Origin of the sequence: Glutamicibacter sp. Je.9.36 (assembly GCF_051129975.1) — a bacterium.
Classification (GTDB): Bacteria; Actinomycetota; Actinomycetes; order Actinomycetales; family Micrococcaceae; genus Glutamicibacter.
On record NZ_JBCPSN010000002.1, the window covers coordinates 223,087 to 236,589 of the forward strand.

Genomic DNA, 13,503 nt, shown 5'->3' on the forward strand with positions numbered 1-13,503 from the left:
CCAGTGCAAGAACAACTAGCAGGCGCCGGCGAGGTGCTCGCCCTGGATCTGGGCGGCACCAAGATCGCCGGCGCCGTAGTGCGCCGCGATGGCACCATCACCGCGCGCAGCCAAGCACCCACACCGGCCTGCGAAGGCTCTGCCGCGATCATCGCGGCCATGGCCGGCGTGGTGCAGCAGCTGCGCGGTGCATGCTCGGCGCGGCCGGCCGGATTGGGTATCGGCGCCGCCGGGGTCATCGACCCGGAAACCGCGAAGGTGGTTTCGGCCACCGATACCCTGGCGGGCTGGGCCGGCACCGACATGGCGGCCGAACTGGGACGGCTCACGGGTTTAGCGGTGCGCGCGGTCAATGACGTGCACGCCCACGGTTTGGGCGAGGCCCGCTTCGGCGCGGGCCGGGGAACCGGCCAGGTGATGCTGTTGGCCATCGGCACCGGAATCGGCGGAGCCTACCTGCACGGCGGCCAGCTGGTCACCGGCTTCCACCACGTGGCCGGGCATATGGGGCACATCGATTCGGCTTACGCCACCGGGCTGGAATGCTCCTGCGGACGCACCGGGCATGTGGAGGCGATCGCCGCCGGGCCGGCGATCCACCGGCACTACCAGCGACTGGCCGGCAACCCGCAGGTGCGCGACACCCAGGCGGTCACCGCGCTGGCCGAAGCCGGCGACGCCTTGGCCTATCGGGCATTGCATACCGGAGGCTTGGCCGCAGGCGCCGCCGCCGGATCGCTGGCCAACGTGCTGGACCCGCAGAAAATCGTCATTGCCGGCGGGATGGCCGGGGCGGGGAAGATCTGGTGGGAGGGTGTGCGCGAGGGCTTCGCCTCCAGCGCCATCGACCTGGTGCGCGGCACCGCGCTGGAACCTGCCCGTTTGGGAACCGATGCCGCCCTGATCGGGGCAGCCAGCCTATTCTGGCCACAAGACTAAGAGGAGAAAGACATGTTGCTTTCGGCAGCAGCACTGCAAGCCCTGCGCGGGCGGCTGATCGTTTCGGCGCAAGCCTATCCGGGGGAGCCGATGCGCCACCCGCAGACCATGGCGCAGGTGGCGGCCTCGGCGGTGATCGGCGGCGCCGGCGCGGTGCGCGTGCAGGGCATCGCGGATATCCAATTCACGCGTTCGGCCGTCGAGGTGCCGGTCATCGGGCTGTTCAAGGACGGCCATGAGGGCGTGTTCATCACCCCCACCATCCACCACGCCTTGGCGGTGGCCAACGCCGGGGCGCACATCGTGGCCCTGGACGGCACCCGCCGCGAACGGCCCGACGGCAAGAGCCTGGAACAAACCATTAGCGCGGTTCACGAACGGTCTGCCGCCTTGGTAATGGCCGACTGCGGGTCGCTGGACGACGCGCTGGCCGCCGCGCAGGCCGGGGCCGATCTGATCGGCACCACGCTGGCCGGCTACACCGGGGAACGGGACAAGACCGAGGGGCCTGACCTTGAGCTGCTGGAACAGATCGCGGCAGCGGGCCTGGAGCCGCCATTGATTGCCGAGGGCCGGATCCACACCCCGGCGCAGGCCAAAGCCGCGCTGGATGCCGGCGCGTTCGCCGTGGTGGTGGGCACCGCGATCACCCATCCGGCGAGCATTACCGGATGGTTCGACGCCGCCCTGCGAGGCTAGGCGTTTTCTTCGTGGCTGGCAACTGGCCTACGCTTAAGCGCAGAACCTAATTCCTGCAGAATCGGAGAATCACCCCGTGGACGTCTTTATCAAGGGCCCTTCCAAGCGCGATGTAGCCGGCATGAAAGCGGCCTTCGGCGAGGTGGAAGCCGGGGACGTGATCTCGGTGCTCTACAAGACCGCCCGCTTCGGCAACTTCCTGATCACCGGTGCCGCGCACGCCACCGTGCTCGACGACGTCATGGTCGGCGGGCTGAACGCGGCCGCTGCCAAGAAGAAAGCCAAAGACGCCGACGGCGGCGAAACCATGGCCCGCCAGCCTGATAAGGACGTGCGCGCCTTCCCCGCAGTCTTCGAAGGCGAGTTCGCCCCGGAAGACGTTGAAGTTTCCGAGCTGTCCCACGGCGATTTGGTTGCCGCATCCTTCAGCCAGGAACCCTACGGTGATTTCGTGATTACCGGCGTGGTCACCGAGGCCGAAAATGATCGCGGCTACCTGATGGTCGGTCCGTGGATCCTGCAAACCGCCGACGGGGCGCCGCCGCGGTTGCTGTCGGTTCAGCGTGTGGCGGCCAACGGCACGCACGTGGCCCCGGTGCCTACGCGCCGCGGCCTGGTCGAGGTAGACGGACTGTAGCCAGCAAAGAGTTCAACAGGCCCCGGTGGATGAAATTATTTTGAACTGCTCCCCGAAAGTTGGACTGTAAAAGTCAACAACTTTAGGGGAGCATTTTCATGCACGCACTAAGCACACTATCTGAGTACCAACGCGAGCAACTCACCGGGGCCTGTGCCCTTATTCGGGTCGTTGGGGTGCAGTGAACTGACTATTGCTTTCAAAACCTACGAGGCGCGCGCATGATTATGGCTAACTTAGCCAAGTGAATCGTCCCGCGTTTCGTGCCGCTTGTATCTTGGGCTTTCCAGACGGACTCAGGATGTGTCTTATTTGTCCTTCCTCATCGCTACGATCCGAATATGGATAAGGTGATGGACTCAATCGGGCAGCTGCGTTTGAGCAGGAAGTTCAACTGGTTTAACGCCATCGAGCTTGATGCCTTCTTGGAGGATGAAGTGGCTCCGGAGGAAATCTGGTGGGGCACCAGCCGGCATGACGAGCTGCATAAGCTCGAATCGGTGGCCCAGATCCCCTCAATATTGCGCATGGTCCGTGAATGGGGAGAAAACTATTCCTTTGAAAACGATCCGATGACCAAGTATGCCCAAGGCACCAAGCTTTCTGATGGGAACTACACTTTGGAGCTCTCTATCGTTGGCCATCAGGCATGCAACATCAGGGTCGGCTACGGTGCCGACCCGGACTCTCAGTCGAGCAATCCTGATACGGACGTGGAATTCGAAGGCCCACAATCCTTGAACATCGCCCAGGTCACCGAAGTGCTCGGCCAGTGGTTGCTAGGCCGAGGTCTTCCCGCCGGGTATGGCGGCAGCATCCATATCTACGGGTAGCCCACAACGCTGAAAACGGTACTGGGATGCCTTCTGGCATCCTGAGTACGAGGACCATGCCGCGACGCTGGCAAATGCCTTGCCGGTCCAAACGGAGTTGATGATCGCAGGCACTGTCCTCGACCAACGGACCTCGCAGCCCCACGAAGACCAGAAATGTTGGTTAGCTCTTCGCATTGGGCCTAGCCGCGCAGCACCTGGCCGATGGTCTCCACGCCCTGGCTGAAGGCTCCGGGATTCGGGCCGGCAAAGTTCAACCGCAAAAAGCGTCCGGTCGGCTCGGCAGGGAACCAGCTGTCGCCGGCCGCGATCGCTACACCGCGCAGCTCGCAGTCGCGCACCAGCTGCGCCGGATTAGCTGTATCGGGCAGCCGTACCCAGAGGTTCAGCCCGCCTCGGGGGATCTGTTCAACCTGGGCCTCGGGCAGATGCTGCGCCAAGGCATCCAGGACCAGATCCCGGCGGGTTGCCAGCTGCTGGCGCACGGAACGCAAATGGGTGCGCCACCCGGGTTGCGTGACCACATCCAATGCAACCGCTTGCAGCGGGCCGCTGACATACATCGATTGCGCTTGGTTGTCGGCCAGGATCCGTTCACGTGCCGGGCCCCTGGCAATTACCCCGGCCACGCGCACTGCAGGGGAAACGCTCTTGGTCAGGGATCGCAGATACACCACATGGCCGCTGTCATCACGGGCGGCGACCGGTGAGGAATCCACGTCGATCCCGAAATCCTTGGCCCAGTCATCTTCCACCAGGAACGCGCCGCGATGCTTCAGGATCTCCAGTACCCGCAGCGAAACCTCGGGCGACCAGCGGGCGCCGGTGGGATTCGCGAAATTCGGGTGCGCGTAGAAAGCGCGAGCCCCGGTTTGCTCGAAAGCACGGTCCAATACCTCGGTGTCCGGACCGTGCGGCCCAGCGGGAATGGGGATGAGCTGCACGCCGACCTGCGCGGCAGCCAGGATGGCGCCCCAGTAGGTGGGGGATTCGATGAGCATCGGCTTTCCGGACCCAACCAGCGAGCGGAAGATCGACCCCAGTCCGCTTTGGCTGCCCGGGAGCACGACAACCTCGCTGGCCGCCGGTGCGCTCAGTCCCGGCGCGGTGATCGCCCCGAGCTCGCTGGCGAACCAGCTTTGCAGCTCCGGCAATCCCGCGGCTTCGGTGCGCTGGAGCACCGCGTCGCTGCGTGCAACTCGGGCGAAGGCGCTGCGCACCAGGCGTTCAGGCAGCAGCTCGCGATCCGGGTATCCAGAATGCAAGGAGATGACGTCATTGGGTGTCGCCCGCTGGGCGGCGGCCAACTCCGGCAACGGGCGATGGACGACCCCCAGCGCGGCGGTTTGCCAGGCATAGTCGTGCGCCCGGGCTACCGGTTGCTTGCGGATGAAGGTGCCGATACCGGGGCGTGACTCGACGACGCCTTGGCCGATGAGCGTGCGCAAAGCCTTTTGCACCGTGACCGGGCTGACTCCGTGTTCCGCCACCAGAGCACGCGTGGAGGGCAACTGGCTCCCGGCAGGGGCTGCCACAATCCACTCTTGGAGTTTCGCAACCACACGCTCACTGCTACTGTTAAACATGAAGCTACATAGTACCGCTACTGTCAATAATCGACAACCGCTATCCACCCCGGGTGCCGGACTGCTCTGGGGGCTACTGGGCGTTCTCGCTTTCTCCTTCACCGTGCCCTTCACCCGCATCGCCGTAGAGCACGGCCACCTGCATCCGCTGTTTGCCGGTGCAGGGCGATCGGTGATCGCCGCAGCGCTAGCCATCGGCGCACTCTGGTTGACCGGCCAGAAATTTCCTACGCGGCCGCAATGCTGGCGGCTGCTTGTTGTCGCCGGGGGAGTCGTCGCCGGGTTTCCGCTGCTGACCTCTTTTGCAATGACCTCGGCTCCGGCCAGCCACGGTGCGGTAGTCATCGCCATTTTGCCTGCGGCGACGGCAGTTGCCGCAGTGCTGCGTACCAAGGAACGCCCGAGCACCAGGTTCTGGATTGCGGCAGCTGCCGGGGCACTGGCCGCCCTGGCTTTTGCCGCTGTGCAAGGTGGCGGGCTGGGCGGGCTGCACGGAGCAGACCTGCTGCTTTTCGGCGCCGTACTGGCTTGCGCTATCGGCTACGCGGAAGGCGGCCTGCTCTCGCGCGAGCTCGGCTCGTGGCAAACCATCTCCTGGGCGCTGGTTCTCGCATCTCCGGTGATGCTGACGCTCGCCACCGTCTCAGCGGTCCAGCACCCGCCCACGGCGACACCCGGCGAGTGGGCTGCGTTTGCCTATCTCGGTGTCGTGAGCATGTTCCTGGGCTTCATCGCGTGGTACCGGGGATTGGCCATCGGGCCGATGGCGCAGGTGAGCCAGGTGCAATTGGCGCAACCGGTGATGACCATCTGCTGGGCGGGCTTGCTGCTGCACGAACCCATCGGTTGGCCCACCGTTGTGGGCGGATGCGCGGTCATCCTCTGCGCACTGCTCGCCGTAAGATCGAGGAACCAGCGCATCACCAAGGAGAACGGATCATGAGCTTGGCAGCGAAGAACAACGCGGCGCCGGAAACTGCGTGGACCGGGCTCAGCGCCTTCCCGCTTACGCCCTTGCGAGATGACCGGCTCGACGAGCCGGCATTCATTGGCCTGGTGCAGCGGCTAGTGCAGGCCGAGGTGGATTCGATCACCGTGCTGGGCTCAACTGGCTCGTATATGTACCTGGATCGCGCCGAGCGCCGGCGCGTCATCGAGCTGGCCGTGCAGCATGCGGACCGGATCCCGGTGCTTGCTGGCGTGGGTGCACTGCGCACTTCCCGCGTCCTGGAACATATTGGCGATGCCCGGGACGCCGGTGCCGTCGGCGTGCTGCTCGCCCCGGTGGGCTATCAGCAGCTGAATGACGATGAGGTCTTCTCCCTGTTCAAGGCGGCCAGTGAACACAGCGAGTTGCCGGTCATTGTCTACGACAATCCCCGGACCACCCACTTCGCCTTCAGCAACCGGCTCTACGGGCGCATCGCGCAGCTGCCCGGGATCGTGTCAATCAAGATTCCCGGGGTTCCAGCCGATCCGGTGCAGGCCAAGGAGCACGTGGCCGCAATTCGTGCGGTGCTGCCCGAACACGTGGGTATCGGCGTATCGGGCGATGCTTTAGGGGCAGCTGGCCTGATCGCAGGATGTGACGCGTGGTTTACCGCGGTGGGCGGAACGATCCCCGGCCCGGTGGTTGAGATTACGCGTGCGGTGCAGGAAGGAGACCCGCAAAAGGCGCTGGCGATCTCAGCGAGACTGGAGCCGCTGTGGGAGCTGATGGCGCACTGCGGAGGCAGCCTTCGGATCAGTGCCGCCATCGCCGAGCACTTTGGCTGGGTAGCTGAAGATTGCTTGCCGCTGCCGGTTCAGGCGGTGTGCCCAAAGCAGCGGCGACTGGTAGCCAAGGTGGCGGACGAGCTTCGGCTCGCCGCAAGCTAGTTTGCTGGTGCCAAAAGGCAGCGGCGATCTGGTTCGCCGCCGTCCAGCGGAGTAGGCTGTGGCGTACCTTCGAGCGAAAGCGAACCGATTCCCATGCCGCGACCCATTCGATTCGACCATGTAGGCATCACCGTTGCCGACCTCGAGATGGTGACCGGCTTCTTTGCCAGCCTGGGGCTGGAAGTGGAAGGCCGGGCGAACGGGCTTGAAGGCGAGTTCCTGGAGACCGTCTGCGCTGTGCCCGACTCGCGCACGAATATCGTGATGCTCAAGGCTCCCGGATCCGATGTGGGAATCGAGCTGTCCAGTTTCGAAAGACCAGCGCACCTGCCGGGAAACCATGCGGCGATGGCCAATGAATTGGGATTGCGTTCGATCGCCTTCGAGCTCGATGACCTGCAGGCCACGGTGGATGACTTGAACCAGCGCGGCTATCCGCTGATCGGCGGCATCGGACACTATGAAGGCGTGTGGAAAATGGCCTACATTCGCGGACCTGAAGGGATCATTGTGGCGCTGGCCCAGCGCTTGAACGGTTAACCACCCGATGCCCGCACCCAGAATGCTTTGGGATGCGGGCATCGGCGTGGCTACGGGTTAGCCCTTGGCCTTCTGCAGCGACTTTTCGCTGACCGGCGCGTCATCGCTGGCGCGCAGCTTGCGGAAGTACTCCATAGCCTCGTCCTGGCGCTCGGCTTCGCCGCCCGAGGAGATGTCCGCGCGCAGGTGGTCCTGGGTGTAGGCGAAGGCCTCGACCAGGTCCTGTGCGTGCGGGCGCAGGCGGGCGAGCAGGCGGTTGAGGTAGCCGGGCAGGGTTCGGGCACGCTGCATGGAGAGCAAGCCGTGGGACAGGTACCAGCCCAGGTCGTCTTCGACCAGGCTCAGGGCGAAGACATCGCGCAGCCAGGTCAGCACCTCCTTGGTGGCAGCATCGCCGGTCTGCTCCAACGCGGCGGTGAACGCTTCCCAGCGCAAGAGCTGGCCGTGGTCGCGTGCCGCGGAGATCAGCAGGTCCTGGTTCTCGTTGAATGCCGCGGCGCCCTTGGCCTTGTCCTTGCCGGCAGCACGCAGGGCGCCGGCAACTTCGGCCACCTTGGCGTTGATGCGGTCGGTGAGCAGGGCACGCTGGTTCTCCGGGTCCTTGAAGAAGTTGGCGCTCTTGCGCTCGTCGGAGATATCCGCGAACGCCTGGCCGACGCTGCGCAGGCCCGAGCGGTGCAGGGCAGTGGTGCCCACCTGCTTGGCCACGTACAGGGCCATGGCCCCGGTATCGAGCTTGCGGAATTCGGCGGCATAGTCGGTGAGCAGGCGCTTGCCCACCAGCTGCAGCAGCACATTGTTGTCTCCCTCGAAGGTCACGTAGACATCGAGGTCTGCATAGAGCTGGGTGAAGCGGTTCTTGGCGATGAACCCGGCTCCGCCGCAGGCTTCGCGGCATTCCTGCAGGGTGTCCAGCGCGTCCCAGGTGCTCAGCGGCTTGAGCGCCGCGGCGAGGGTTTCCAGATCCTGGCGGTCCGTGTCGCTGTCCTCGCGCCCGGAGAACACCGCGTCGAACTTCTCCAGCAGCCCGTCGTGGGCGAAGGAGGACGCATAGGTGCGGGCCAGCCGGGTGAGCAGCCGGCGCTGGTGGCGCTGGTAGTCCAGCAAGGTGGTTTCCTCGGTGTCCGAGACGGAGTTGAACTGGCGGCGCTGATTGCCGTAGGTCACCGCGATCTGCAGGGCGATCTTCGAGGCGTTGGTGGCGGCGCCGTCCAGCGAGACGCGGCCCTGGACCAGGGTGCCGAGCATGGTGAAGAAGCGGCGGCCCGGGGAGGCGATCGGCGAGGAGTAGGTGCCGGATTCATCCACATTGCCGTAGCGGTTAAGCAGGTTGGTGCGGGGGACGCGCACATTGGTGAAGTGCAGCCGGCCGTTGTCGATGCCGTTCAGCCCGCCCTTGAGCCCGTCGTCCTCTCCGCCGATGCCCTCCAGGAAGTTGCCCTGCTCATCGCGGATCGGCACGTAGAAGCAGTGCACGCCGTGGTTCACGCCCTTGGTGACCAGCTGCGCGAAGACGGTGGCGGCCTTGCCGTGCAGGGCGGCGTTGCCCAGGAATTCCTTCCAGGCGGCCTTGAACGGGGTGTGGATGACGAATTCATCGGTGGCCTCGTCGTAGGTGGCGGTGGTGCCCACCGCGGCCACGTCGGAGCCGTGGCCGATTTCGGTCATGGCGAAGGCGCCGGGGGTGTCCAGGTTCATTGCGCCGGGCAGCCAGGCCTTGTGGTGCTCTTCGGTGCCCAGGTGCAGGATCGCCCCGGCAAACAGGCCCCACTGCACTCCGGCCTTGATCTGCAGCGACGGGTCCGCGGCGACCAGTTCCTCGAAGGCGGCGATGGATCCGCCGTGGTCGTTCTTGCCGCCGAATTCGGTGGGGAAGGCGCGCTGGACGGCTTCCTGCTGCACCAGGATGCCCAGCTGGCCCAGAACGCGTTCGCGGTGCTCATCCATGCCCAGCAGCGGGTCGCGCTGCAGCTGCGGGTCCGCGGCGCGGGCGCGGGAGGCCTTGCGGATTTCGGCGTAGGGGCCGAAGAGCTGTTTGGACAGGGCGTTGACGTTGATGCGGTTCTCGCTCATGACGTGTCTTTCTATTCGGTGGTGAGTCGGCTTGGGAGTGCACCTGGGTGCTTCAGTTGGTTTTCGGGGTCCGGGTGGAGGCGATGCCGTAGGCCAGCCAATTGGTCAGTTCCGCGGCCAGCGACGGCAAGGCCGGCTTGTTGGCGGAATCCGGTTGGCGCAGCCACTGTTCGCCGGCCGCGCGGACCATGCCCAGCGCCGCGCGCGGCCACAACTCCAGGGTCGCGGAAGTGGCGCGCTGGTCATAGAGCTTGAGCAGGCGTTCGCTCATCAAGCTGGATGCCTCTTCGAAGAAGGTGCTCAGGGCGCCAGCGGATTCATCGTCGGCGCAGCGCGGGGCCGAGGTCACGAAGAAGTACAGGTTCGGGCTATTGGCGGCCAGCTCCAGGTAGGAGGAAACCATGGCGTGCAGGGCGCTGATTTCGTCTTCCTTGGCCAGGCCTGCGGCGATGACGCGTTCGCGGAAGTCGTTGATCACCATGGCGCTCAGTGCCTGGCGCAGGCCCTCCTTGTCGCCGAAGTACCGGTAGTACACCGGTTTGGAAGTTTTCGCGTGATTGGCGATGTCTTCCATGGAGACCTGCGGACCGAGCTTGTGCACGGCCTTGCGCGCCAGCTTGAGCAGTTCTTCGTGGCGCGCGGTGCGATGCGCTTGCCAGCGAGCTGCCCGGCCGTCGGTCTCGCGGTCGATTTCCCCAGTGATCTTGTTCACGTAACTCACAGTATCATGTACTCTTGGTTACAGTAATACTTGTCACACCAGAATATTTGTAGGAGTTCAACGAACATGAGCCAGCCCTCTGTGCGCAATGCCGTGATCATCGGTGGCAACCGCATTCCCTTCGCCCGTTCCAATACCGCCTACGTCAATGCGTCCAACCAGGACATGTTCACTGCAGCACTTCAGGGCCTGGTCGCCCGCTTCGGGCTGCAGGGACAGCGCATCGGCGCCGTCGCCGGCGGCGCGGTGCTCAAGCATTCCAAGAACTTCAACCTGATCCGCGAATCGGTGCTCGGCTCCTCGCTGGATCACGCCACCCCGGCCTATGACGTGCAGATGGCTTGCGCCACCGGCATGGAAGCCATCGGCTCGCTGGCCAACAAGATCAAGCTGGGCCAGCTCGATTCCGCCATCGGCGGCGGCGTGGACACCACCTCCGACGCGCCGATCGCCGTCTCGGATGCTCTGCGCGGCATCCTGATGGAGCTTTCCCGCGCCCGCAGCACCAAGGCCAAGCTCGCCGCGCTGGCCAAGCTGCGCCCAGGCCATCTGGCCCCGGCCGCCCCCGGCACCGGCGAACCGCGCACCGGCCTGTCCATGGGCGACCACCAGGCAATCACCACCAAGAAGTGGGGCATCACCCGCGAGGCCCAGGATGAACTGGCCCTGGCCAGCCACCAGAACCTGGCCGCCGCCTACGACCGCGGCTTCTTCAACGACCTGGTCACCCCGTTCAACGGCCTGTCCAAGGACAACAACCTGCGCGCCGACTCCACCATGGAAAAGCTGGGCAAGCTCAAGCCCGCCTTCGGCAAGAACCTGGGCGATGCGGCGACCATGACCGCCGGAAACTCCACCCCGCTGACCGACGGCGCCTCGGCCGTGCTGCTGGGCAGCGAAGAGTACGCGCAAGCCAACGACCTGCCGATGCTGGCCAATTTCGTGGACTTCGAAGCGGCGGCAGTGGACTTCGTGCACGGTGCCGAGGGCCTGCTGATGGCTCCGGCCTACGCGACCGCCCGGATGCTGGAGCGCAACAACCTCACCTTGCAGGACTTCGATTTCTACGAGATCCACGAGGCCTTCGCGGGCACCGTGCTCTCGACGCTCAAGGCGTGGGAGGACGAGGAATTCTGCCGCGAGAAGCTGGGGCTGGATGCCCCGCTGGGCGCCATCGACCGATCGAAGCTGAACGTGAACGGCTCCTCGCTGGCCGCAGGGCACCCCTTCGCCGCCACCGGCGGGCGCATCATCGCCAGCACCGCGAAAATGCTGCATGAAAAGGGCTCGGGCCGCGCGCTGATTTCGGTCTGCGCCGCAGGTGGCCAGGGCGTCGTCGCAATTCTGGAGGCTCGCAGCTAATGGCGGACAAGTACATGGAACTGGTTAATTCCGGGATCACCAAGAAGCTGGCCACCCTGCTGGGCTTGCCGCGTCCTCCGCGCTTGCGCCGCTACAGCCCCGATGCGCCACTGCTGCCCGGCCCGGTGCTGGTGCTCGGTGCCTCGTCCAAGGCCCAGGACCTGAGCGACACCCTGGTCGCCTGGGGGCTGGATGTGCGCCGGCACGACGCCGGCGATGCCAAGCTCGGCGGCCTGGTGCTGCTGCTCGATGAACTCGAGCACCCCACCGAGCTGTCGCCACTGATGCTGGCGGCCGGCCAGGCGTTGCGCAAGCTGCTGCCAGGCGGCCGCGTGGTGGCCTTCTCCCGTCCCGCCAGCGATGACGATGCGCCGGAGCTTTCCGCCGTGCGCCAGGGCATCGACGGCATCGTGCGCTCGATGGGCCGCGAAATGCGCGCGGGAGCCACCGCCAACGGCATCGTGCTTGCCGAAGGCACCAGCGTTGCCAGCCCTAGTGCGCTGGCCGCGCTGCGCTTCTTCTTCTCCGGGCGCAGCGCCTACGTGGACGGCCAGTTCCTTTCCGTGCGCACCAATGACGGCGTGCTGCCTGCCGACTTCGCCAAGCCGCTGGCCGGCAAGGTCGCGGTGGTGACCGGTGCCGCTCGCGGCATCGGCGCGGCCATCGCCAAGACGCTGTCCCGCGACGGCGCGCAGGTGGTCGTGGTGGATATGCCTGCTGCCGGCGAATCGCTAGCCAAGGTCGCCAACTCCATCGGCGCCACCGCCTTGCAGTTGGATGTCACCGCCCAGGATGCCGCCCAGCAGATCATGGACCATGCGATCGGCCGCCATGGCTCGCTGGATCTGGTGATCCACAATGCCGGCATCACCCGGGACAAGCTGCTGGCCAATATGGATGCCGGCCGCTGGGACTCGGTGATTGCCGTGAACATCGCTTCGCAGCTGCGCATGAATGAGGCCTTCCTGGCAGCCAAGCTGCCCGGTTTGCGCATCGTTTCGCTGGCTTCCACCTCCGGCATTGCCGGGAACCGCGGCCAGACCAACTATGCGGCCTCCAAGGGCGGGGTGATCGGCATGGTGCACGCCAGCGCCAAGCTGTTTGCAGAAAATGGCGGCTCCATCGCCGCTGTGGCTCCCGGGTTCATCGAGACCGAGATGACCGCGAAGATCCCGCTGGGTACCCGCACCGTTGCCCGCATGGTTCTGCCTTCGCTGATGCAAGGCGGTCTGCCGGTAGACGTTGCCGAGGCGATCAGCTTCCTCGGATCCGATGCCGCGGCCGGGTTGAACGGCCAAGTGCTGCGGGTCTGCGGCCAATCGCTGGTAGGTGCCTAGATGGGTGCGCAGATCGTCACCGGGATTCCCTCGATGGCCTCGGTCTATGCCAGGGCCGTGAAGACCCTGAAGCGGAAGCCGAAGAACCCGGTGCTGCCCGAAACCGTCCTGGTCTTCCAGGGCGCCAAGGCCGATCCGGTGAAACTCGCCGAGTTCCGCCAGGCCGTAGGCGCGCCGATGAACGGCGTGCTGCCCAGCCTCTACCTGCACTCGCTGGCTTTCCCGCTGGCGATGTCCTTGATGGTGCAAGATGATTTCCCCTTGCCGCTGCTGGGCATGATCCACCTGTCCAACCAGGTCGATGTGGACCAGCCGCTGGGGGAGCACGAAGCATTCGATATCGAGGTGCACAGCGAGAACCTTTCGGCCCATCCCCAGGGGGTCACCTCCGACTTGGTGATGCGCCTCGTCGTGGACGGGCAGGACCGGGTGCTGCTGCGCAGCACGTTCTTGGCCAAAGGCGTGCGGCTCGAGGGCCGCACACCGGAGAAGATCGCGCATCCGGCCTTTGCCGCACCGCAGCGTACCGCGAGCTGGAAACTGGATCAGGGAACGGGACGTCGTTGGGCCGCAGTAGCCGGCGACTACAACCCGATTCACCTGTCCGCGGTCAGCGCCAAGGCGTTGGGCATGCCAGCGGCTATTGCCCACGGCATCTACCTGGCAGCCCGGGCATTGGCGGGGATCGAACCAGCCAACGGAACGTACCACTGGAGCATCGAGTTCAAGACCCCGGTAGTGCTTCCGGCATCGGTTGACCTGGCCTTCCAGCCGCAAGCCGATGGGTACAAGGTCCACGCGTGGAATGCACGCAAGTCCAAGCCCCACTTCGAGCTGGATCTGGTGCGCAGCTAGGCTCCACCGCTAGTGCCTTGGCCTTCAATGGATTTGCCTTGAA

13 protein-coding genes are annotated in these 13,503 nt (G+C 65.3%); 10 read left to right on the top strand and 3 right to left on the bottom strand.

Features of this window, described 5'->3' with window-relative positions:
• Positions 1-3: 3 nt before the first annotated feature.
• From AAZQ98_RS05370 to AAZQ98_RS05385, 4 genes are all read left to right on the top strand, one after another.
• Positions 4-939 carry an ROK family protein gene (locus AAZQ98_RS05370; protein WP_434690400.1) on the top strand — a complete coding sequence of 312 codons (936 nt, stop codon included), beginning with the start codon at positions 4-6 and terminating at the stop codon, positions 937-939.
• Between the two features lie 12 nt (positions 940-951).
• Positions 952-1,638: an N-acetylmannosamine-6-phosphate 2-epimerase gene (locus tag AAZQ98_RS05375; RefSeq protein ID WP_332498801.1), complete on the top strand. Its 687-nt coding sequence runs from the start codon at positions 952-954 to the stop codon at positions 1,636-1,638.
• A gap of 76 nt (positions 1,639-1,714) precedes the next feature.
• On the top strand, positions 1,715-2,275 hold the full coding sequence (locus tag AAZQ98_RS05380) for a hypothetical protein (RefSeq protein WP_105661251.1): 561 nt from the start codon (positions 1,715-1,717) through the stop codon (positions 2,273-2,275).
• 341 nt (positions 2,276-2,616) lie between these two features.
• The gene (locus AAZQ98_RS05385; RefSeq protein ID WP_434690404.1) at positions 2,617-3,108 is read left to right on the top strand and encodes a hypothetical protein; all 492 of its coding nucleotides are present in this window, start codon (positions 2,617-2,619) and stop codon (positions 3,106-3,108) included.
• Positions 3,109-3,290: 182 nt separating this feature from the next.
• On the opposite strand, the gene AAZQ98_RS05390 is transcribed toward AAZQ98_RS05385, so the two are convergent.
• The gene (locus AAZQ98_RS05390) at positions 3,291-4,694 is read right to left on the bottom strand and encodes a PLP-dependent aminotransferase family protein (RefSeq protein ID WP_434690406.1); all 1,404 of its coding nucleotides are present in this window, start codon (positions 4,692-4,694) and stop codon (positions 3,291-3,293) included.
• Here AAZQ98_RS05390 and AAZQ98_RS05395 point away from each other — a divergent pair.
• The 3 genes from AAZQ98_RS05395 (at position 4,693) to AAZQ98_RS05405 (ending at position 7,112) form a co-directional block, all read left to right on the top strand.
• Entirely contained in the window at positions 4,693-5,637 is a 945-nt protein-coding gene (locus tag AAZQ98_RS05395; RefSeq protein ID WP_402473053.1) for a DMT family transporter, read from the top strand. The two genes, AAZQ98_RS05390 and AAZQ98_RS05395, sit on opposite strands and share 2 nt — an antisense overlap.
• Complete coding sequence (locus tag AAZQ98_RS05400) at positions 5,634-6,572, top strand: dihydrodipicolinate synthase family protein (RefSeq protein ID WP_434690408.1); 939 nt, start codon at positions 5,634-5,636, stop codon at positions 6,570-6,572. The genes AAZQ98_RS05395 and AAZQ98_RS05400 overlap by 4 nt, the downstream gene beginning before the upstream one ends.
• A gap of 93 nt (positions 6,573-6,665) precedes the next feature.
• On the top strand, positions 6,666-7,112 hold the full coding sequence (locus AAZQ98_RS05405; RefSeq protein ID WP_434690409.1) for a VOC family protein: 447 nt from the start codon (positions 6,666-6,668) through the stop codon (positions 7,110-7,112).
• A 57-nt stretch (positions 7,113-7,169) separates the two neighbouring features.
• Here AAZQ98_RS05405 and AAZQ98_RS05410 read toward each other — a convergent pair whose 3' ends face one another.
• Together AAZQ98_RS05410 and AAZQ98_RS05415 are read right to left on the bottom strand one after the other, a co-directional pair.
• Entirely contained in the window at positions 7,170-9,185 is a 2,016-nt protein-coding gene (locus AAZQ98_RS05410; RefSeq protein WP_434690412.1) for an acyl-CoA dehydrogenase family protein, read from the bottom strand.
• Between the two features lie 52 nt (positions 9,186-9,237).
• The gene (locus AAZQ98_RS05415; RefSeq protein WP_105661260.1) at positions 9,238-9,897 is read right to left on the bottom strand and encodes a TetR/AcrR family transcriptional regulator; all 660 of its coding nucleotides are present in this window, start codon (positions 9,895-9,897) and stop codon (positions 9,238-9,240) included.
• 75 nt (positions 9,898-9,972) lie between these two features.
• On the opposite strand from AAZQ98_RS05415, the gene AAZQ98_RS05420 reads away from it, so the two are divergent.
• From AAZQ98_RS05420 to AAZQ98_RS05430, 3 genes are read left to right on the top strand one after another with little or no spacing between them, the layout of a single operon-like run.
• The gene (locus AAZQ98_RS05420; protein WP_434690416.1) at positions 9,973-11,268 is read left to right on the top strand and encodes an acetyl-CoA C-acetyltransferase; all 1,296 of its coding nucleotides are present in this window, start codon (positions 9,973-9,975) and stop codon (positions 11,266-11,268) included.
• Positions 11,268-12,605 carry a 3-oxoacyl-ACP reductase gene (locus AAZQ98_RS05425; protein ID WP_332595399.1) on the top strand — a complete coding sequence of 446 codons (1,338 nt, stop codon included), beginning with the start codon at positions 11,268-11,270 and terminating at the stop codon, positions 12,603-12,605. The genes AAZQ98_RS05420 and AAZQ98_RS05425 overlap by 1 nt, the downstream gene beginning before the upstream one ends.
• Complete coding sequence (locus AAZQ98_RS05430) at positions 12,606-13,460, top strand: MaoC family dehydratase (RefSeq protein WP_434690419.1); 855 nt, start codon at positions 12,606-12,608, stop codon at positions 13,458-13,460.
• The last annotated feature ends 43 nt before the right edge of the window (positions 13,461-13,503 follow it).